Source organism: bacterium (assembly GCA_016873475.1).
Classification (GTDB): Bacteria; Krumholzibacteriota; Krumholzibacteriia; order JACNKJ01; family JACNKJ01; genus VGXI01.
The window spans coordinates 1-19,630 of sequence record VGXI01000041.1 but is presented as its reverse complement, the minus strand read 5'-3'; the positions used below and the strand labels follow the sequence as shown (position 1 = coordinate 19,630).

The following is a 19,630-nucleotide window of genomic DNA, read 5'->3' as shown; positions in this document are numbered from 1 at the left end:
AAAACCCGCACGCAGTTCTATGCGGGACGCGGGCTGAAGGACACGGATTGGCGGGTGAAGAAGGACGGCGGCGACCTGGACGCCGTCACCGGCGCGACCGTGACGGGCCGTGCGCTGGCGGGGGCCATCAGCGCCGCGCTGACGCAGTACGCCGAGGACCAGCCGCAGCTCGCGGCGGCGCCGCGCGCCGCCGCGGCCGACACCAGCCAGGTGGAGGTGATGCCGTGAGTCACCGCACGGTCTTCCTGAGCGGACTCTGGCGGGAGAACCCGATCTTCAGGCTCGTGCTGGGCATGTGCCCGACCCTGGCCGTCTCCACGTCGGTCGAGAACGGCATCGGCATGGGCCTGGCGGCGACCTTCGTCCTCATCTGCAGCAACGTGATCATCGCGCTGATGCGGAACTTCATCCCGCGCAAGGTGCGCATCCCGGCCTACATCGTGGTCATCGCCTGCTTCGTGACGATCGTCGACCTGGTGATGCACGCCTACACGCCCGCGCTGCACCGCAGCCTGGGCATCTTCATCCCGCTGATCGTGGTCAACTGCATCATCCTCGGCCGCGCGGAGGCCTTCGCGAGCCGCAACGGCGTCGTCGCCTCGCTGGCCGACGGCCTCGGCATGGGGCTGGGCTTCACGCTGGCGCTGATCGCGCTGGGGACGATCCGCGAGGTGCTCGGCAACGGCAGCTTCCTGGGCCTCTCGATCTTCGGCGCCGAGTTCCAGCCGGCGCTGGTGATGATCCTGCCCCCGGGGGCCTTCATCACCCTGGGCGCCCTGCTCGCGCTCATGAATCGCCTCGAGGAGCGCCGCGCCCTGCGCGCCGGCGAGACCTACGAGCCCCCGCGCGAGATGGACTGCGGCAACTGCGTGATCTGCAATCTCCGCGAGGAGGCGCCGGCTCCGCGCCGGCAGCCGGTCTAGAAGAACTCGAGCCGGCAGCGCTCGCGATCGGCGGGCGCGATCGTGAGCCGTCCCGCGAGAGCGGCGCTGGCCTGCACGTGCAGCGAGTCGCCGGGGCCCGGCAGCACCAGCACGGCCAGGACTTCGGGATAGCGCTCCGCGAGCAGGCGGCGCGCGCCTGCCGGCCCCAGCACGAAGAGTGCTGTCGAGAGGCCGTCGCCCAGGGCCGCGCTGCGGCACACCGTCGTCGCGCTGAGGAGTCCCTCGGCGGGCCTTCCCGTCGCCGGGTTCATGATGTGCCCGTAGCGCCGGCCGTCGATCGTCACGAAGCGCTCGTAGGAGCCGCTCGTCGCGACGGCCTCGTCGCGCAGGGCGAGGGCGGCGAAGTAGCGTTCCCGGTCCCGCGGGTCGCGGATGCCCACCTGCCAGGCCTCGCCGCGCCCGGCCTCGCCGAGGCAGTAGAGGTTGCCGCCGAGGTCGATGAGCGCCGAGGCCAGGCCGAGCCCGCGCAACTCGGCGGCGGCGAGATCGAGGGCGTAGCCCTTGGCGATGCCGCCGAGATCGAGCGCCACGGCCGGGTGGCGCCGGGTCAGCCGGCGGCTGCCCGCATCGTAGTCGTAGGCGCCGAGGACAGGCAGCAGCGCGGCGAGGCTGTCCGCGGCGGGCAGGCGGCCCTGGCGGCGCGTGAAGCCCCAGAGCCGCATCAAGGGGCCCGCGCCCGGCTCGAAGGCGCCGCCGCTCGCCGCGCGCAGCGCGTGGGCGAGGGTCAGGCAGTTCCCGACCAGGGGCGACAGCGTCAGCGCGGAGTCCACGGCAGCGCGGTTCGCGCGAGACAGCTCCGAGCCGGCGTCCCAGACGCTCATCGCCGCCTCGACGGCGGCGAACCGCTCCTGCACGCGCGCGAGGGCGAGGCTGTCGCCTGCGCCGCCCTTGTCGCGCAGCTCGAGGCTGGCGCGGGTGCCCATGCTCGCGAAGAGATAGCGCCGCGGCGGCGCGTCCCCTGCGCAGCCGGACAGGGCGGTGAGGAGACCGAGGACCAGCGCCCCGGCTAGCGGTCTTGCCACCAGCGGTCGAGCGGGTTGGGGAAGGAGATGAAGCCCTCGTACTCGGTATCGGCCAGGCCGCGCAGGCTGGGCTGGTCCTTGGTGTCGAAGATGGTCGCGTCGATTGCCGTCACGCCGATCACTCCCTCTCCCCAGTGATTCTGACTCACATAGACCGTGTAGAGCACCGGGATGTTCGCGAAGACGAGGTTTTCGAGATCGCCAGGTGGGCCGTTCTCGAGGAGGTTGTTGCTAGTGAGGCGCGCGGCCGGGTGCTCGGCATCGGCGTAGTTGCCGCCCAGCGTCGTGTCGCGGATCAGGATGCCGGGCGCGCAGCGCTGGATATCGCAGGACATCACCTGGGCGGGCGCGTCTCCGATGAGTTCGACGCCGGGGCCGGCGCAGTCGTGGATCCAGAGTTCCTCGACGCGGCAGGCGCTGCCGACGAGGCGCAGCCCGCCGCCGTCCGGGTTTTCGATGCGCAGGCGCTCGATCCGCACGCCTTCGTCGCTGCCGTTCACGGTGACCCGCCCGCGGATCCGCGGCAGCAGCGGGTTGAGGGTGTGGCCGAGCAACGAGACGCCCTCCGGCAGCTCGAGGTCCCCGAGGTACACGGCCTCGCGGTAGCGCAGGACGATCCGGTCGCCCCCCTCCGCGACCGCGGCGGCGGCCTGGGGGGTCGCGTACTCCTCGGGCACGCTCAGGACGCTGTCGTGCTCCACCGGGCTCTCCTTCTCGGCGCAGGCGAGGCCGAGCAGGGCGAGATACAGGAGTCCTGCGGCAACTGGCTGGCGCGACATGCTGGTCCTCCGGCTGGCTTCGAGGCGCCGGAATCATAGTGACATGCGATCGCGAGCACCAGAGCAGGCTGGCCCTGCCGCCCGGGACGGGAGGGCTGGCGGCGGACCCGCCGATGCGTTAAGCTCGGAGCTGTCAAGTTTCTTAACAGGTCGCAGGCCAGATGTTCAGCGTCGGCAGTCCCTTCCTCGCCCGCTACCGCGTCGAGCGTGTGCTCGCGGAGGGCGAGTTCCTGCGCTGCTTCGCGCTGCAGGACGTCCTCGGCGACCGCCGCGCCCTGCTCTACTTCTACCCCCAGGGCGATCTGGCGCCGCTGGACCTGAGCAGCCTGGCCTACCGCCAGCACCTCGCCGCGGCCCTCCTGGGCGAGCGCAGCCCGGCCTGCCGGCTCGGCTATCGCGAGGGCGGCGCCTACGCGCTCTTCGAGCTGCCGGCGGACGCCGCGCCCCTCGTCCGTCCGGCCGCCGCGCAGATCGATGTTCTGCTGCGCGTTCTGCTCACCGACCTCCTGCGCGCGCGCCTGGGGGGGCTGCCCATCGCCCAGCTCTCGCCGGACCTGATCTGGGAAGACGGGCGCGGCGGCCTCCTCTACCTGCCGCCGCTCGTGCTGCACTTCCCCGGCTTCCTCGATCTGGCCGCGGGACTGGATCCCTCGCCCGCGCTCCGCGCAGGGCTCGTGCTGGACCAGGAGGCGGACCTGCACGGTTTTGGGCGCGTGGTCGAGCGCTGGACGGCCGAATCCCCGGCCTGGGCCCCCTTTCGCGAGCGGGTCCTGCCTGCCCTGCTCGCGGCCGACCCGGCCGACCGGCCGGGCGCCCTCGCCCTGCTCGAGGCCAGCCCCCTGGCTGGAGACGCCGAGCTGGGCGCGCTCGCCGCCGCCGTCACCGCGCGAAGCCCGAGGCTGCCGGCGAGCCTGGTCGCTCGCTGCGCGGAGTGCCTGCGCGAGTTCCGCACCGGTGCCGACCTCTGGCTCGAGCTACCGGATGCGGCCGCCCTCGCCCCCGCGCTGCTGGCCTTTGCCCGTGCGGGCGAGCGGCGCGCGGAAGCCCTCGAGCAGCCCTGGGCGCTCAGCGCCGAGGGCACGGGGAAGCGCGGCGCCTTGCGCTGCGTCGAGAGCCTGCAGTCGCTGTCGGTGCTGCTCGATCCGCTGTGGGCGGCGCCCGGTGAGGAGCGCCTGCTCGCCCTCGTCCTGCCCGGGGCGCAGGCGACTGGCGAGGGTCTCGCCGGGCAGGCGGCGCAGCGGCTCGCGGAGTGGCCGCGCCTGCGCCGGCTGCGGCTCGGCGAGCCGGTCGAGGCGGTGGACGCGCCGCGGCCCGGCTTCGAGGCCGAAGACCGGCCCCTGCTCGAGCTGCTCGCCGTCCAGGAGCAGCCGCTCTCGCTCGGCCTGCTCGCCCGCCTCTTCGACGAGGGCGAGGAGGCCTGTCTGCGCCGCATCGCCGCGCTCGATCAGGCCGGGATGCTGGCCTGGCGACCGGGACTGGACGCCGCCTGCGGCCGTTGGGGCCTGCGCGTCGCGCTCGCCGATTCCGGGCTGCGGGCACAGCTCGGCGAGGCGCTCAGCCCGGCGCGTCGCCAGGACCTGCATCGGCTCTGGGTCGGGCTCTTCCCGGCGCCGGAGCGCGGCGAGATCGCGCGACCGGCCTCGGCGCGGGCGGCGCTGCTGCGCCTCGGGCACTTGCGGGGGGCGCAGGACTGGGCCGCGGTGGCCGCCGAGGGTCTGGCGCTCTTTCGCTGGGCGGAGCGCGAGGGTCTGGCGCTGCTGCTCGCGCACCTCGGCGAGTTGCTGCGCGAGTCGCGCGTGCGCGCCAACCTGGACAGCGACGGGCTGCGCCGCGTCTACCTCCAGTTCGCCCGCGCCCTGGCCCAGGCTGGCGATCTCGACGCGGCCGCCGCCGCCCTGCAGGCGGGCGTGCAGGCGCTCACGGGCAGCGAGGACTACCTTGCCCGCCTCCTGCAACCCGGCACGCCCGCGCCCAGTCTGCCCCCCAGCGCCGGCGGCGAGCTGCTGCCGGCGCTCAGCGCGCTGGCGCGGCAGCTGGCCGAGATCGGCGAGACGCGGGGCGAGTTCGCCTGGGCGATCCGCCTGCTCGGGCGCCTGCTGGACGCCTACAGCGAGGGTCTCTCCGGCTACGAGCGCGGCCTGCTGCTCAACGAACTGGCCTGGCTCCACTACCGCAAAGGTGAGCACGAGCGCGCCGTCGAGCGCTGCGAGGTGGCGCTGCGCCTCTTCGATCCGGCGGCGCACCAGGCCGAGCTGGGCCAGACCTACAATACGCTCGGCGCCGCGCAGTGGGCGCTCAACCGCTGGCCCGAGGCCGAGGCCTACTACAAGCGCGCTCTGGCCCTGCGCGAGCGCGCCGGCGACGAGAACCGCGTGGCGGCCAGCCTCAACAACCTGGGCAATCTCTATCGCCTGACCGAGCGCTTCGCGCTGGCCATCGACTGCTTCAACCGCAGCATGGCGATCAAGAAGCGGCTGAAGAACTACCCGGGCTACCTGATCAGCCTTTACAACGTGGCGCTGATCAGCGTGGAGCTGGGCGACCTGACGGCAGCCCGCACGCACTGCCGCGAGTGCCTCGAGCTGAACCGCGCCGTCGGCAACATCCAGCTGGGGGCCGAGCTGGCAGGCCTGCTGGGCGAGATCGATCTCGCCGAAGGCCATCCCGCCGCGGCCAAGGCGCACCTCGAGGCCGCTTGCGCCACCTGCCGCGGGATCGAAGCCCACACCGAACTGGCGACGATGCTGCGCCGCCTCGTTCCGGCCCAGCTCGCGCTGGGCGACTTCGCCGCCGCCCAGGCCACGATCGAGGAGGGTCTGGCGACGGTCTGGCGCATCAACAACCGCCTGGAGGAAGCGCGCATCCAGGCCGCCGCCGCCGATCTCCACCTGGCCCTGGGCGCGCGGCCCCAGGCCCTGGCCGCGCTCGAAAAGGCGGCCGACCTCTACGCAAACCTCGACCGCTACGAGATGCTCGCGCGCATCTACAGCCGCATCGGCCTACACTGCCTGGAGGACGGCAACGAGCCCCGCGCGCGCGAGTGCCTGCACCAGGCGACCGAGATCATCGATCGACGCAAAGTGAGCGCGCTGATCGCCGAGTGGGACACGCTGCGGCAGCGCCTGCAGCAGCGCCTGGACCGCTTCGTCGAGCGCATCGAAGGCGACGGGCGCTTGCACCTGGCGGGGCTCTACCAGGCGCTCGCCCTGCTCGAGCGCAGCGGGGATCCGCGCGAGGGGCTCGAGCATGTCCTCGACCTGCTGCGCGGCTCCTTCGGCTACCGTCGCGCACGCCTCGGCCTGCCGCCGGCCAGCCCTGAGGGCGCGGCGGTCTGGCTGGGCGATGACACGCCAGGGCCGGAGGCAGCGCTCGGGGAGCGACTCTGGCTGAGCGCCGAGTGCCAGGATCTGCCCCTCGCGGGGATCCCCGCGGGGCGCCTGCTCCTGCAGCCGCTGCCGGCAGAAGCGCCGGAGGGCAGGGGCGGTGTCCTCGTCCTGGAGCGAGCCGGAGAGGCGGCGATCCCGGCCGAGCGGGACTTCCTGGCCGGGTTGGCCAGGCTGCTCCGCCTCGGCCTGCGCCGTGAGCCCTCGGCGGTTCTCGCGGGGACCGGAACAGCGGTCGGGCGCGTGCCGGCCGCCGAGCTGCCCCAGCTCGTCGGCCGCGGCCGGGACATGCAGCGGCTCAAGCAGCTCATCGAGCGGGTGCGCGATGTCGAGACGACCGTGCTGATCACCGGCAGCTCCGGCACCGGCAAGGAGGAGGTCGCGCGGGCCATCCACTTCGGCAGCAGCCGGCGTCTGCGCCCCTTCCTGCCGGTCAACTGCGCCTCGATCCCGGTGGCGCTCCTGGAGAGCACGCTATTCGGGCACGAGCGAGGCGCCTTCACGAGCGCCGTGAGCCGGCACATCGGCGTCTTCGAGGAGGCGGCGGGGGGGACGGTCTTCCTCGACGAGATCGGGGAGATGAGCGCGGACATGCAGGCGAAGCTGCTGCGCGTGCTCAACAGCAAGGAGTTCACCCGCGTCGGCGGCACCCAGCTCCTGCGGGCCGACGTCCGCGTTCTGGCGGCGACGAATCGGGATCTCGAGGCGGCGGTGCGCCAGGGCGTCTTCCGTGAGGACCTCTTCTACCGGCTCAACGTGCTGCGCTTCCACCTCTCGCCGCTTCGCGAGCGCCGCGAGGACATTCCGCAGCTTTGCGAGCACTTCCTGGCGCAGGCCTGCGCCGGCCACCCGCAGGGGCTCAAGCGGCTCTCCCCCGAGGTCCGGGACCTGTTCCTGGAGCATCCCTGGCCGGGGAACATCCGCCAGCTCAAGAACGTGATCCACTCCAGCGTGGTGCTCTCCCGGGGGCAGGTGATCCTGCCGGAGGATCTGCCGGAGGACTTCCTGGAGTCACGCCAGGGGCCCGGCGGCGGGCAGAGCCTGGAGGCCCTGGCCGGGCTGCTCGTCGCCTCGGGTGACTTTTCCGAGCAGCAGCCGCTGGAGGAGCGTCTCCAGGCCTTCCTCGCCCACCAGCTCGTCCAGGCGGTGGGGAGCAAGACCCGGGCGGCGCGCCTGCTCGGGATCAGCAAACCTACCCTCTACCGCCGCTTACGGATCTATGGTACACTGCGCCAGGACGAGAGCGCAGCGCCCTGAGTGCCGGGTGGGGAGACCGCCGGCGCGCACGGCTCGGCCCGTCCATCGCTGAGGAGGCTCGCCCATGAAGAACCTGCTCGCCGCCGGCATCCTTGCCCTGCTCTGCCTCGGTCTCGCCCTACCGGCTACGGCTGCCGTCATCTACTCGATCGTCATCCAGCCCGGCATGACCGAGTTCGCCTACGCGGGGGAGTCCTTCACCGTCGTCACGACCCAGCGCTTGGAGATCAACTTCGAGGGCATCACGCCTAGCCGGGTCTGGGGCTTCATCACGCCGCTGGACGGCTACAACGCCGACCTCGTGAAGTTCATCTGGACGACTGCGGGGCACAACCCGCTGACTCTGCACGATGGCGTTCTCGGTGGCCGGCGCTGGGTCTTCGACAGCAACAACGTCACTGGGCACAACGAGAAGCTGAACTAGGCCGCTCCAGGCGAGCTCCAGCAGCGACCGAATTCGGGAGGGGGCGTAAAACTGGTTTACGTCCCCTCAGTTCTTTACGCGTTCCTCCTGACTTCCCTCGCCGCGCGCACTACCCGACTCGGGCGCTAGATATTAACTCATATCATATCAACAGGTTGCATCAGCTAACGTTTTTGCCATTCGCGGGCTGTGGCACACATCCTGCAAGGTCCGTTCTGCCCGAGTATCCGGTATCATTCCAAAGGCCAAGGGAGGGCAGGGCGTCATGGGGACTCTGCCTTCCCGCAAAGACTCGGTTCGCTGAGTCAAGAGTCAAGAGGAGTGGTGGCAAGAGCCCTTCCGCGTTAGCGGAGGGGCTCGTTTCTTTGGCTCGGCAGCGATCAGGGTGTTGGGCTGCCAGCGAGCGCCTCGGCGACCCGGTCGAGCTGGGGCTGCAGCAGCGTCAGGAAACTCCGGTGAAGCCGCGTGCCCTCCGCGTGGAAGGCGTGGTAGCTGATGTGCAGGGTGGGATTGAACAGGAGGGTCCCCGGGGGCACCTCGAAGTCGAACTCCCGGCTGAGGTGCTGCCCTGCCGCCAGATCGCCGAGGGGCACCGTGTCCTCCGCAAGGCAGGGGTGCTCCGTCCAGAACTCCAGGAAAAGCAGGCTCTCGATGCCCGGGTTCTGGAAATCCACGCGCAGTCGCACGCGGCCAGCGGCGAGATCCACCGCCACGAAGTCGACGCTGGTGAGCAGAGGCGTCCGCGCGGGCGCGACCGCGATCCGCTCGCCTTCGAAGTTCCGGTACTCGAGGCTGAAGCGGGGCTGGAAGATCTGACCGGCCTCCGGCATCGCGAAGGTGAAGCGCCGGCTGCGCTGCTCCTCGGGCGCCAGATCCGCCGCCGCGAAGGGGCCCTCCAGGCAGGGGGGATCGGCGGTGAGAAGCACGGCGCTGACCGGCAGGCTGGAGAGATTGCGCAGGGTCACCTCGTAGGCGAGACGCCCGGCTGGGCCGTCGAACTCCAGGAACCGCACCGTCGTCTCGACGCGTGCCGGCGTGAAGGCGGCGGCGGGAGCGCCGATCCCCAGGGCGATCACCAGAAGCGGCACAGCGCGCAGAGGTCGAGGCAGCGGGTTCAGGCGTCACCTCCTTGCCGGCAGGGGAGGATAGCGCTCGCTTCCTGCGGCCGGCAAGTCCGGCTTTACAGCGGGCGCCGCCGAGCGCAGACTGGCTGCAGGAGGTACCGCCGTGGACTGTGTCTTCTGCCGCATCGCCGCCGGCGCCCTGCCTGCGCACCGGCTCTACGAGGATTCGCGGGTGCTCGCGTTCCTCGACATCCAGCCGGGCACGCTCGGACATGCCCTCGTCATTCCCAAGGCCCACGCCGAGGACTTCTTCGGCCTGCCGGCCGCCGATCGCGACGCGATCTTCGCGGCCGCGCAGCGCGTCGCTGCGGCCCTGATGGCCGAAACGGAAGCCGAGGGGCTCAATCTCCACCAGTCGAATGGCGCCGCTGCCGGGCAGGTCGTGCCGCACTTCCATCTGCACCTGCTGCCCCGCCGGCGGGGGGATGGCCTGCGGGGCCCCTGGACGCCGGGCGCGGCCGCGGCCGCGGAGCTGGCGGGCCTGGCCGAGCGGGTGGCGCGCCGGCTGGGCGGCCAGGCGCCCGCGGCAGGTGGGCGTTGACCGGTTCGTCGCGGGGATGGTATACTGGGGCGTCCCAGTGAGGGCAGGAGTTCGCTCCTTCCGATTCCGCAGCTGGACAACCGCAAGGCCCCGAATCCGTTATGGTTTCGGGGTTTTTTTGCGCGGCGGCCGCCGCGCAATTTTCTTGAGCCCTGCGCGCGAATCCCGTTGACACCTCCCGCATCTCGTAGGTAAAAGCAAGGGTACCCCAACATCTAGTGCTTGGGGCCCCAGACGCCAACCCCTTGCCGAGCAAGCGGTTGGCGTCACGGCCAGGGAGCCTCCGAACTGGCCGGGCTGCAGGGCGGCCGTTTCGCCATGGCGGCGCCCGCGGCCTCTTCGCCCTCCCGCGAAGCCATCATTGGTGGTGCAAGGACGCCCCCCGCGAGGAAGCGACGATTGGCGATGAATTATCCACAGGAGAGCGCCATGGAGCCCAGCAGCAGCCACACCGTGTCCTCGGCCAGTAGTGCTTCCGGTGAGAGCCGCCCCCGCCGGGGGCCGCTCGGCGTCGAGGCCTATTTCTCCCGCCCGGGTCGCCATCCCTTCGACGAGTTGAAATGGGAGCGCCGCCACGCTCGCATCAGCGACGAGCAGGGATCCGTCGTCTTCGAGCAGCCGGACGTCGAGGTGCCGGCCGACTGGTCGATGCTCGCCACCAACGTCGTGGCCTCGAAGTACTTCTACGGCGAGCTGGGTACCGGTGAGCGCGAGTACTCCGTGCGGCAGATCGTCCACCGGGTCGCGCGCACTCTGGCCGACTGGGGGCTGGAGGACGGCTACCTGGCCACCCGCGAGGACGCCGAGACCTTCTACGCGGAGCTGGCCTACCTGCTGGTGAACCAGTACGGCTCTTTCAACAGCCCGGTCTGGTTCAACCTCGGGCTCTATCATGTCGGCGGCCTGACGGGCAGCGCCGGCGGCTACCGCTACGAGCACGCCCAGCGGCGGCTGACCCGCGTCGAGAAGGGCTACGAGTTCCCCCAGTGCTCGGCCTGCTTCATCCAGGCGGTCGAGGACAACATGGAGGACATCATGCGCCTCGCAACGGCCGAGGCGATGCTGTTCAAGTACGGTTCCGGCACAGGGACCGACCTCTCGACGATCCGCTCCTCGAAGGAGAAGCTCTCCGGCGGCGGCACGCCCAGCGGGCCGCTCTCCTTCATGCGCGTCTACGACCAGGTGGCCGCGGTCGTGAAGTCCGGCGGCAAGACCCGCCGCGCCGCCAAGATGCAGAGCCTCAAGGTCAGCCACCCCGACATCGTGGAATTCATCAACGCCAAGCGGGAGGAGGAGGAGAAGGCCTGGGCCCTCATCGAGCAGGGTTACGACGGCTCCTACAACGGCGCCGCCTACGGCTCGGTGATGTTCCAGAACGCCAACTTCTCCGTGCGCTGCGACGACGGCTTCTTCCGCGCCGCCGAGGCCGACGGCTGGCTGGAAACGCGCGCGGTGACCACCGGCGCCGTCATCGGCCGCCACAAGGCGCGCGAGCTACTGCGGCTCATCGCCGAAGGCACGCACGTCTGCGGCGATCCGGGCATCCAGTACGACAGCACGATCAACCGCTGGCACACCTGCCCGAACTCGGGCCGCATCAACGCGAGCAATCCCTGCAGCGAGTACATGTTCCTCGACAACTCGGCCTGCAACCTGGCGAGCCTGAACCTGATGAAGTTCCGCCGGGCCAGCGGCGAGTTCGACGTCGAGAGCTATCGGCGGGCGGTGCGGCTGTTCATCCTCAGCCAGGAGATCATCGTCGATCGCGCGAGCTACCCGACCGAACCGATCGCCAAGAACAGCCACCTCTTTCGGCCGCTCGGGCTGGGCTACGCCAACCTCGGCTGTCTGATCATGTCCCTCGGCCTGCCCTACGACAGCGAGGCCGGACGGCACTACGCGGGTGCGCTGACCGCGATCATGGGCGGCGAGGCCTACGCGATGAGCGCCGAGCTGGCGGCGGTGAAGGGCCCCTTCCTCGGCTACGCGGTCAACCGCGACCCGATGCTGGCCGTCATCGCCCGCCACCGCGACGAGGTCGAGAAGATCGACGCCGACCACGTGCCGGTGGCGCTCTTGACCGCGGCCCGCGACGGCTGGGATCGCGCGCTCGCCGAGGGCCGCCTGCACGGTTTCCGCAACTCGCAGACCACCCTGCTCGCCCCGACCGGCACCATCGGCTTCATGATGGACTGCGACACGACCGGGGTCGAGCCGGACATCGCCCTCGTCAAGTACAAGCTGCTCGCCGGTGGCGGCACCTTGAAGATCGTCAACCGCACGGTACCGCAGGCCCTGCAGGTACTCGGCTACTCGCCGTCCGCGGTGGCGGCCATCGTCGACCACATCAACGAACAGGACACCATCGAGGGCACGCCCTATCTCAAGGACGAGGACCTGCCCGTCTTCGACTGCGCCTTCAAGCCGAATGGCGGCAAGCGCAGCATCGGCCATATGGCCCACCTGCGCATGATGGCCGCCGTCCAGCCCTTCCTCAGCGGCGCCATCTCCAAGACGGTCAACGTGCCGAACGAGATCAGCGTCGCCGAGCTGATGGACGTCTACTTCGAGGGCTGGAAGCTGGGCCTGAAGGCGGTGGCGATCTACCGCGACGGCTCCAAGCGCAGCCAGCCGCTGAGCACGAAGAAGCTCGAGCCGAAGCAGGCCGCGCCCGCGCCCGCCGAGGCGCCGGCGCCGCCGCTGATCGCGCCCCAGCGGCGCAAGATGCCCGAGACCCGGCACAGCCTCACCCACAAGTTCGACATCGCCGGCCACGAGGGGTATCTCACGGTCGGCCTCTACGACGACGGCAAGCCAGGCGAGCTGTTCATCACGATGGCCAAGGAGGGCAGCACGATCGGCGGTCTGATGGACGCTTTCGGCACCGCCGTTTCGATGGGCCTGCAGTACGGCGTGCCCCTGCGCGTGCTGGTGACCAAGTTCATCCACAGCCGCTTCGAGCCGGCCGGCTACACCCAGAACAAGGAGATCCACTTCGCCAAGAGCCTGGTCGACTACATCTTCCGCTGGCTGGGCCTGCACTTCGTCGACGATTTCCACCAGGAAGAGGTCTCGCCGACCAAGAGCGAACCGGAGGACGAAACGGCCGCCGCGTCCCCGGTGGCGACGATCCCAACGCGCGCGGCGCCGGCGCGTCAGGAGATTTCCGAGGGCGACCGCGAGCTGAACTACCACTCGCAGTTCTCGCGCTTCCAGCAGGACGCGCCGAGCTGCGACATCTGCGGCGCGATCACGGTGCGCAACGGCAACTGCTACCGCTGCCACAACTGCGGCAACTCGATGGGCTGCTCCTAGCCCGGCGCGCGGCCCGCCGCTGCCGTCGCCGGGCGGGGGCTAGTCCCGGCGCTCGATGCGAACCACCTGCGCGCCCTCGATGAGGACGAGGGCGCGTTCCACTTCCGTCTCGCGGCTCGAGCGGCGGCCGATCTCGTGGCGCGGGTCCGAGCGCCAGCCGAGGGCCACGCTGCCGCTTTCGCCGGCTGCGGTGACGAGCCGCGTGCGGCGCAGGATGCCGGCCTGTCCCGGCCGGAGCGCTTCCCCGAAGAGCACGCTCAGGGAGTCGACGGGCATGCCCGGGTGCACGAGGTCGAGCCTGGCCTCGAAGTCCAGGCGCGTCTGGGTGCTCGGATCGCCCACGTTCCTCAGCGCGATGCCGCCGCATCCACCGGCCAGCAGGACGAGGGTGAGCGCGATGACTCGCCCGCTGCCATCGAAGCGCGCCATGCGCACCTCCCGCAATTGCGCCCGCCCGCCGCGCAGCCTGCTTGTAGCGCGGCCAGACTGGCGGTACACTGCCGCGCGCCGCCAGCGCAGCCGGCGCCCGCGCGGCGGGAGTATAACTGGAGGTACGCGAGTGGCCAAGCGGATCGGCATCCTGACCGGCGGGGGCGACGTCCCCGGCCTCAACCCCTGCATCCGCGCCGTCGTCGAGCGGGCGGTGGACGAGAACATCGAGGTGCTCGGCATCCGCCGCGGCTGGGCCGGCCTGCTCAATCTCGCGCCGGCGGAGGCCGCTTCCCGCGCCGAGTGCCTGCAGCCGCTGGACAAGCAGGTCGTGCGCACGGTCAGTCGCGCGGGCGGGACCTTCCTGCACACCAGCCGCGTGCAGCCGAGCGCGGTCAAGCCGGCCGAGCTGCCGCCGCAGCATGCCGGCGGCCGCTTCGCGGAAAAGAACGGCAAGCTCGACGCGACGCCGGCGGTGCTCGCCAACATCGCCGCCCTGGGTCTGGACGCGCTCGTCACGATCGGTGGCGACGACACGCTCAGCTACTCCGAGCGCCTGGACCGCGAGGGCGTCAAGGTGGTCGCCATTCCGAAGACGATGGACAACGACGTCTACGGGACGGACTACTGCATCGGCTTCAGCACGGCCGTCACGCGCAGCGTCGACATGATCAACGACCTGCGCACCCCGGCCGGGAGCCACGAGCGCATCCTGGTCGTCGAGCTGTTCGGCCGCAACAGCGGCGAGACGGCCCTCATCACGAGCTGGCTGGCGGACGTCGACCGCACGCTGATCAGCGAGGTGCCCTTCGACCCCGCGCGCCTCAGCGAGATGCTCGCCCGCGACAAGGCCGCCAACCCGAGCGGCTATGCCGTGGTGACGATCAGCGAGGGCGCGACGATGGTGGGCGGCGCGATCATGGAGGAGGGCGAGCCCGACGCCTATGGCCACAAGAAGCTGGGCGGCATCGGCCGCGCGACGGCCGAGTACATCAAGAACCACACGGGCAGTCACATCATCTACCAGCAGCTCGCCTACCTCATGCGCAGCGGCAAGCCGGACTCGCTCGACCGCATGGTCGCCCGCAACTTCGGCAACCTGGCGATGGACCTGCTGCTTGCGGGCGAGACCGGCCAGATGGTCAGCCTCCGGGAGGGGCGCTACGACAAGGTCGCTCTGCGCGAGACGGTGCAGGGCAAGAAGCGCGTGAACGTGGAGCGCTTCTACGACAGCGAGAGCTACCGCGCCAAGGTGGCCGGCGTGCTCGGCATGCCGATGTTCCTCTACTAGGCGATGGCCGCCGCCCTCGGCATCGGCCTGATCGGCAGCGGCGTGCACGGCGCTCGCTACGCGCAGCATCTGGCAAGGGGCGGGCTGGGCCTGCGCCTGGTCGCGATCAGCCGCCGCAGTGAGGCGGGGGCCGCGCAGGCCGCGCAGTGGCGCTGCCGCTGGCACCGCGACTGGCGCGAGCTGGTCGGCGATCCCGCCGTGCAGGCGGTGATCGCCGCCGCCACGCCCGACCTCAACCCGGAGATCGCCGCCGCTTGTGCGGCGGCCGGCAAGCCGCTGCTCATCGAGAAGCCGCTGGCGATCGAGCCCGCGGCCGGCGAGGCGATGCTGGCCGCCATGGCCGCGGCCGGCCTCCCCTTCACCGTGGCCCAAACCCTGCGCTACAACAGCGTGATCCGCGGCCTGCGCGCCGAGCTGGGGCGGGCGGGCCGCCTCTTCGGCTTCACGGCCAACCAGCGCCTCGAGCGCTCCAGCCACCCCTGGCTCGAGGAGCCGAGCGTGGCCGGCGGGGGCGTCATCCTGCACACGGCGGTGCACCTCTTCGACGCCCTGCGCTTCATCACGGGGTGCGAGGTCATGGCCGTCCGCGCCGAGACGCGCCGGCGCTACAACCCCGCGCTCGAGGACCAGCTGCTCGCCACGCTGCGCCTGGAGGGCGACCTCGTCGGCAACGTCGACGCGAGCAAGGTCGGCCCGGCGCGCTGCGGGCGCTACGAGTTCGTCGGCGAGGCGGGCCAGCTCCAGGGAGATCAGGTTCACGGCACGCTCGAGTTCAGCGCCGGGATGACCGTAACGTCCCTCGCCGTGGCGCCGCCGGCCCCGACGCTGCCGCCCCTGCTCGCCGACTGGGAGCGCCACCTGCGCGGCGCGGGGCCGAACCCGATTCCCGCCGCCGAGGGCCTGGCGGCGATCCGCATCTGCGCCGCCTGCCGGCGCGGCGCGGAGACAGGTGAAGAGGTGGCGCTCTGAGCGCGGGCCGCGAAGCCGGTGAGGCGCCCTACCGCTGGCTCTGGCGGGGCGAGCTGCCGGCGGCCACGGCCCTCGCGGTGGACTGGCGCGAATTGCCGCCGGCGCCCGCCGCGCTGCTCGCCGAGGCCGAGGCGCACTGGGCGCGCCTGGCCGCGGAGACGCCCGGCGTCTTCCGCTTTCCGGGGCCGCTCTGCCAGTTGCTCGAGGCGCGCGCGGCGGACGGTCGCCTGCACCTCACGCTGGGGCGCACGGACTACCGGCTCTGGTTGCACGCGCAGGGGCGGCAGGCGGCGCTCGCGGCGCGTTTCCCCGGCGCGGCGATCGCGCGGCCGCTGGCGGTCTGCGCGGGCGTGCTGACCGCCGACGGCGCTCTCGTCGTCGCCGAGCGCGGGCAGGCCCTCGCCGAGGGCGCGGGGCTGCTGCACGTCTGTGGCGGCCACCTCGATCCCGATCGGCACCGGCGCGCGGGCGCGCCCGATCCGCTCGTCGCGATGCAGGCCGAACTCGAAGAGGAGTGGGGGCTGCGGCCCGAGGAGCTGGCGGAGGGCGCCCTGCTCGGCCTCGCCGAGAGCGCCGCCGGCAAGCCCGAGCTGATCTGGCGCTTTCGCGTGGCGCTCGACGCCCCGGCCCTGGCCGCCCGGGCGGCTGCGGCCAGCGACGCCCACGAGGCCGCGGCGCTGCACTTTCCCGCGGCCACACCCGCAGCACTGGCCACCTGGCGCGAGGCCCACCGCCCGCGCCTTGCTGAGCCCACCCTCGCGCTGCTCGAGTGCTTGGTCGGCGCGCCTTAGCCCGTCGATCAGCCGGTGTTCGGCAAGGCCGCTACCGGCAGGGCCGCGGCAAGCCCCGCGCCGCCTTCGTGCAGCAGCCGGTGGCAGGCCGCGCAGAGCGTGATCAGGTTCGCCGCGCTGTTGCGGCCACCCCGCCCGCGCGGCTCGCGGTGATGGACTTCAAGGAAGCGTGTGCTCCGGCAGCCGGGCGCTTGGCAGCGATGGCCATCGCGCGCGAGCACCTGCCGGCGCAGGCCGGGCCGGATCGCGGCGCGGTTGGGTTCGCCGTCGCGCTGCTCGCGGCAGTCGCAGGCGGCCTGCGCGGCCACCGCCGGCGCCAGGGGGCGCCCATCGGGCAGACGCGCCGCGCCGCACTCCTCGCAGCGGTAGGCCACGACCTGGTAGGGCGGGGCGGAGTTGCCACGTGGCAACTCGCCGCCCGAGTCCTCCCTGGCGCTGCGTTCGGGAATCCCCAGGCTGGCGAGGAGGGCGTCCAGGCCGGCGAGCAGAAGCTCCTCGCGAGTCTGGCGCCGGGTAGCTGGGGCGCCAGCCTTGCGGATCTTCTCCAGCATCGACTGCAAGCGCGCGAGTTCGAGCGGTCGGAGACGCAAGGTCAGCGTCACCTCAGCACCCGTCGCAACAGGCGGAGCCGCGCCCGTTGTCCGCCCCGGATTCCGAGCTGCCTGCGCGCTTCCGCCGGGATCCGCGCCAGCGGCCGCCGGCAACGGGCTCCCGAGCAGGCTCCCCTGTCCGCTTGCTGCCGCCAGGACTGCCCGCGTGCTCACGCGCGCCTCCTTGACGCGTGCCTCCAAAGCGCGGCTGTTCAGCTGCTGCGCCTCTTCGATCCACTGACGCTCGGTGTGCTCCGTGGCCACCTTCACCACTTCGCGAGCCTTCGTCCAGGGCAGCTCGCCGCGCGTCAGCGACTCCCGCAGCCGCGGCAGCTGCTCCAAGCTCTCGGCCAGATGGATGAACTGGAAGGTCTTGTTGCGGGAGAAGCCGAGCACGGCTTCGGCGTAGGCATGAATGCTGGCGTAGCCGCAGTCGCGGTAGAGGCGCCGGCGCATCAGCTCGGCGAACCAGAGGATGGCGCTCTGCTCGGCGCGGCGCAGCTCGGCGACGGCCGCGCGCAGGTGGGAATCGACCGCAGCGGCGGGGAGATTCGGCAGGAACTCGGACATGAAAGGTCCTCGCAGGATCGAGGACGCGGGAGGCGGGGAGGCTAGTATTATACTATGGCCATCCGCGCAAGTCAAGTGGGTCACTGCGAAAACAGCTGTCGCCGCGAGCCGGCGCGGGAGAGCCGCTCGGGCGCGTGTCTCATGCCAGACGCGCGCTAGCCCGTGGCCGCCTCGGCCATCGCCAGGGCCTTGGAGACGATCTCGTAGACGTTCCGCGAGAGGCCCGGCTTCGCCGCGATGCGCTCCAGCTCGCCGCGCATCAGCTCCTGACGCGCGCGGTCGAACTTGGTCCAGCGGTTGAAGCAGGCGACGAGGCGCGCGGCGACCTGCGGGTTCAGCGTGTCGAGGTCGAGCACGCGGTCGGCGATGAAGCGGTAGCCGCTGCCGTCGGCCGCGTGGAAGCGCAGCAGGTTGCCGTGGGCGAAGCTGCTGATCAGGGCGCGCACGCGGTTGGGATTCTTGATGTCGAAGGCGGCGTGCCGCGTGAGCGTCTCCACCCGCGCCAGGGTGCCGGGCAGCGTGGACATCGCCTGCACGGTGAACCACTTGTCCATGACCAGCTCGTCTGCCTGCCAGCGCGCGGCGAAGTCGACGAGGGCCTGCTCGCGCTCGAGGCCCTCCTGGTCGGCGAGCACGGAGAGCGCGGCGAAGCTGTCGGTCATGTTGTCGGCGCGCTTGTACTGGTCGAGGGCGAGGCTGCGGCCCGCCGCGTCCTCCTGGCTGGCGAGATAGGCGAGCGCGCAGTTCTTGAGGCTGCGCCGGCCCATGGCCGCGGGATCGATCGCGTAGGGGCCCGCGTCCTGGTTCGCCTTGTAGACGCCCGCGAAGTCCTCGCGCAGCGCGGCGCCGATGCTCTTGCGCAGGAATCTTCGCGCCGCGTGGATGGCCTCGGGGTCGATCACCGCGACGCGCTCGGCGAGGGTCTTGCTGTCGGGCAGGGTGAGGGTCATCGCCGCGAGCGCGGGGTCGAGGGCGCGGTCGGCGAGCACGGCGCGGAAGGCCTCGATCAATACGGGCGCGGCCTTCAGGGGCCGGCCGGCGGCGTGATCGGCGATCAGGCCGAGCAGCAGATCGGTGGCGAGCTGCTGGCCGGCCTCCCAGCGGCTGAAGCTGTCGGGGTCGTGGCCCATGAGGAAGCTCAGCTCGGCGTGGCTGAGGTCGGTCTCCAGGTAGACCGGCGCCGAGAAGCCGCGCAGGAGCGACGGTACCGGGGCCGCGGGCACGTCGACGAAGACGAAGCGCTCCTCGCCGGCGCGCAGGTCGAGCACGCGGTGGCCGCCGCGGGCCTTGGCCTCACCGTCAAGGCGCAGCGGGATCTCGCGGCCGGCGGCGTCGAGCAGGCCCATGGCGAAGGGGATGTGCATGGGCTGCTTGTTCGTCTGGCCCGGCGTGTCGGGGATCACCTGCTTCACGGTGAGCGTGAAGCGCTTGGCGGCGGCGTCGTAGGCGCGCTTGACCTTCAGGGTGGGCGTGCCGGCCTGGTCGTACCAGAGCCTGAACTGCCCGAGGTCGACGGCCGTGGCGTCGGCCATTGCGGCGACGAAGTCGTCGGTGGTCACGGCCTGGCCGTCGTGGCGCTGGAAGTAGAGGTCCATCCCCTTGCGGAAGCCGGCGGGGCCGAGCAGGGTGTGGATCATGCGGATGACCTCGGCGCCTTTCTCGTAGACCGTCGTCGTGTAGAAGTTGTTCATCTCGATGTAGCTGGCCGGGCGGATCGGGTGCGCCATCGGGCCGGCGTCCTCGGGGAACTGGCTGGCGCGCAGGGTGCGCACGTCGTCGATGCGCTTGACCGCGGCCGAGCTCATGTCGGCCGTGAACTGCTGGTCGCGGAACACGGTGAGCCCTTCCTTCAGGCTCAGGTGGAACCAGCTCGACAGGGTGACGCGGTTGCCCGTCCAGTTGTGGAAGTACTCGTGGGCGATGACGCCCTCGACGTTGACGTAGTCGACATCCGTGGCCGTGGCCTCGCTGGCCAGCACGTACTTCGAGTTGAAGATGTTCAGCGACTTGTTCTCCATGGCGCCCATGTTGAAGTCGCTGACGGCGACGATGTTGAACACGTCGAGGTCGTACTCGAGGCCGAAGGTCTCCTCGTCCCACTGCATGGACTTCTTCAGCGAGCGCATCGCGTGGGGCGTCTTGGCGAGGTCGCCGGCGCGCACGTAGATGCGCAGAGTGACCGCGCGGCCCGAGCGCGTCTT

Annotated in this window: 15 protein-coding genes; 9 read left to right on the top strand and 6 right to left on the bottom strand. The window is 71.3% G+C overall.

All coding sequences use genetic code 11. From position 1 onward, the window contains the following. Both FJ251_05490 and FJ251_05485 read left to right on the top strand, forming a co-directional pair. Positions 1-228: FMN-binding protein (locus FJ251_05490; GenBank protein ID MBM4117187.1), on the top strand; the 228-nt coding region annotated here is incomplete at its 5' end. After that, on the top strand, positions 225-923 hold the full coding sequence (locus FJ251_05485) for an electron transport complex subunit E (protein MBM4117186.1): 699 nt from the start codon (positions 225-227) through the stop codon (positions 921-923). The genes FJ251_05490 and FJ251_05485, both read left to right, overlap by 4 nt. On the opposite strand, the gene FJ251_05480 is transcribed toward FJ251_05485, so the two are convergent. Both FJ251_05480 and FJ251_05475 read right to left on the bottom strand, forming a co-directional pair. Next, the gene (locus FJ251_05480; GenBank protein ID MBM4117185.1) at positions 920-1,966 is read right to left on the bottom strand and encodes an FAD:protein FMN transferase; all 1,047 of its coding nucleotides are present in this window, start codon (positions 1,964-1,966) and stop codon (positions 920-922) included. The two genes, FJ251_05485 and FJ251_05480, sit on opposite strands and share 4 nt — an antisense overlap. Beyond that, positions 1,951-2,745, bottom strand: coding sequence for a hypothetical protein (locus FJ251_05475; GenBank protein MBM4117184.1), 795 nt, complete (start codon positions 2,743-2,745; stop codon positions 1,951-1,953). The genes FJ251_05480 and FJ251_05475 overlap by 16 nt, the downstream gene beginning before the upstream one ends. A 161-nt stretch (positions 2,746-2,906) precedes the next feature. Here FJ251_05475 and FJ251_05470 point away from each other — a divergent pair, with 161 nt between their 5' ends. Beyond that, positions 2,907-7,385 (top strand): tetratricopeptide repeat protein, encoded by a 4,479-nt coding sequence (locus tag FJ251_05470; protein MBM4117183.1) that lies wholly within the window; start codon positions 2,907-2,909, stop codon positions 7,383-7,385. A 64-nt stretch (positions 7,386-7,449) separates the two neighbouring features. Then, positions 7,450-7,809: a hypothetical protein gene (locus FJ251_05465; GenBank protein MBM4117182.1), complete on the top strand. Its 360-nt coding sequence runs from the start codon at positions 7,450-7,452 to the stop codon at positions 7,807-7,809. 380 nt (positions 7,810-8,189) lie between these two features. Here FJ251_05465 and FJ251_05460 read toward each other — a convergent pair whose 3' ends face one another. Beyond that, positions 8,190-8,885, bottom strand: a complete 696-nt coding sequence (locus tag FJ251_05460) for a hypothetical protein (protein MBM4117181.1) — start codon at positions 8,883-8,885, stop codon at positions 8,190-8,192. A 130-nt stretch (positions 8,886-9,015) separates the two neighbouring features. Between FJ251_05460 and FJ251_05455 the strand changes: the two genes are divergently transcribed. Both FJ251_05455 and FJ251_05450 read left to right on the top strand, forming a co-directional pair. After that, positions 9,016-9,474 carry an HIT domain-containing protein gene (locus FJ251_05455; protein MBM4117180.1) on the top strand — a complete coding sequence of 153 codons (459 nt, stop codon included), beginning with the start codon at positions 9,016-9,018 and terminating at the stop codon, positions 9,472-9,474. Positions 9,475-9,879: 405 nt separating this feature from the next. Beyond that, positions 9,880-12,789, top strand: a complete 2,910-nt coding sequence (locus tag FJ251_05450) for a vitamin B12-dependent ribonucleotide reductase (GenBank protein ID MBM4117179.1) — start codon at positions 9,880-9,882, stop codon at positions 12,787-12,789. Positions 12,790-12,828: 39 nt separating this feature from the next. Here the strand turns inward: FJ251_05450 and FJ251_05445 are convergent, their stop codons facing one another. Then, positions 12,829-13,218 carry a hypothetical protein gene (locus FJ251_05445; GenBank protein MBM4117178.1) on the bottom strand — a complete coding sequence of 130 codons (390 nt, stop codon included), beginning with the start codon at positions 13,216-13,218 and terminating at the stop codon, positions 12,829-12,831. On the opposite strand from FJ251_05445, the gene FJ251_05440 reads away from it, so the two are divergent. The 3 genes from FJ251_05440 (at position 13,217) to FJ251_05430 (ending at position 16,269) form a co-directional block, all read left to right on the top strand. After that, positions 13,217-14,509: an ATP-dependent 6-phosphofructokinase gene (locus FJ251_05440; protein ID MBM4117177.1), complete on the top strand. Its 1,293-nt coding sequence runs from the start codon at positions 13,217-13,219 to the stop codon at positions 14,507-14,509. The genes FJ251_05445 and FJ251_05440 overlap by 2 nt on opposite strands. A gap of 3 nt (positions 14,510-14,512) precedes the next feature. Beyond that, on the top strand, positions 14,513-15,478 hold the full coding sequence (locus FJ251_05435; protein ID MBM4117176.1) for a Gfo/Idh/MocA family oxidoreductase: 966 nt from the start codon (positions 14,513-14,515) through the stop codon (positions 15,476-15,478). Positions 15,479-15,555: 77 nt separating this feature from the next. Beyond that, complete coding sequence (locus tag FJ251_05430) at positions 15,556-16,269, top strand: hypothetical protein (protein MBM4117175.1); 714 nt, start codon at positions 15,556-15,558, stop codon at positions 16,267-16,269. 8 nt (positions 16,270-16,277) lie between these two features. Here FJ251_05430 and FJ251_05425 read toward each other — a convergent pair whose 3' ends face one another. Together FJ251_05425 and pepN are read right to left on the bottom strand one after the other, a co-directional pair. After that, entirely contained in the window at positions 16,278-17,429 is a 1,152-nt protein-coding gene (locus tag FJ251_05425) for an HNH endonuclease (protein MBM4117174.1), read from the bottom strand. A gap of 155 nt (positions 17,430-17,584) precedes the next feature. After that, positions 17,585-19,630: aminopeptidase N (gene pepN / locus FJ251_05420; GenBank protein MBM4117173.1), on the bottom strand; the 2,046-nt coding region annotated here is incomplete at its 5' end.

What these genes read in the sequence shown, in the direction of transcription:
- FJ251_05475 (MBM4117184.1), bottom strand. Translation starts at nt 2,745, where the DNA reads ATGTCGCGCCAGCCAGTTGCCGCAGGACTCCTGTATCTCGCCCTGCTC.
- FJ251_05470 (MBM4117183.1), top strand. Translation starts at nt 2,907, where the DNA reads ATGTTCAGCGTCGGCAGTCCCTTCCTCGCCCGCTACCGCGTCGAGCGT.
- FJ251_05450 (MBM4117179.1), top strand. Translation starts at nt 9,880, where the DNA reads ATGAATTATCCACAGGAGAGCGCCATGGAGCCCAGCAGCAGCCACACC.
- FJ251_05465 (MBM4117182.1), top strand. Translation starts at nt 7,450, where the DNA reads ATGAAGAACCTGCTCGCCGCCGGCATCCTTGCCCTGCTCTGCCTCGGT.
- FJ251_05440 (MBM4117177.1), top strand. Translation starts at nt 13,217, where the DNA reads ATGCGCACCTCCCGCAATTGCGCCCGCCCGCCGCGCAGCCTGCTTGTA.
- FJ251_05425 (MBM4117174.1), bottom strand. Translation starts at nt 17,429, where the DNA reads ATGTCCGAGTTCCTGCCGAATCTCCCCGCCGCTGCGGTCGATTCCCAC.
- FJ251_05445 (MBM4117178.1), bottom strand. Translation starts at nt 13,218, where the DNA reads ATGGCGCGCTTCGATGGCAGCGGGCGAGTCATCGCGCTCACCCTCGTC.
- FJ251_05435 (MBM4117176.1), top strand. Translation starts at nt 14,513, where the DNA reads ATGGCCGCCGCCCTCGGCATCGGCCTGATCGGCAGCGGCGTGCACGGC.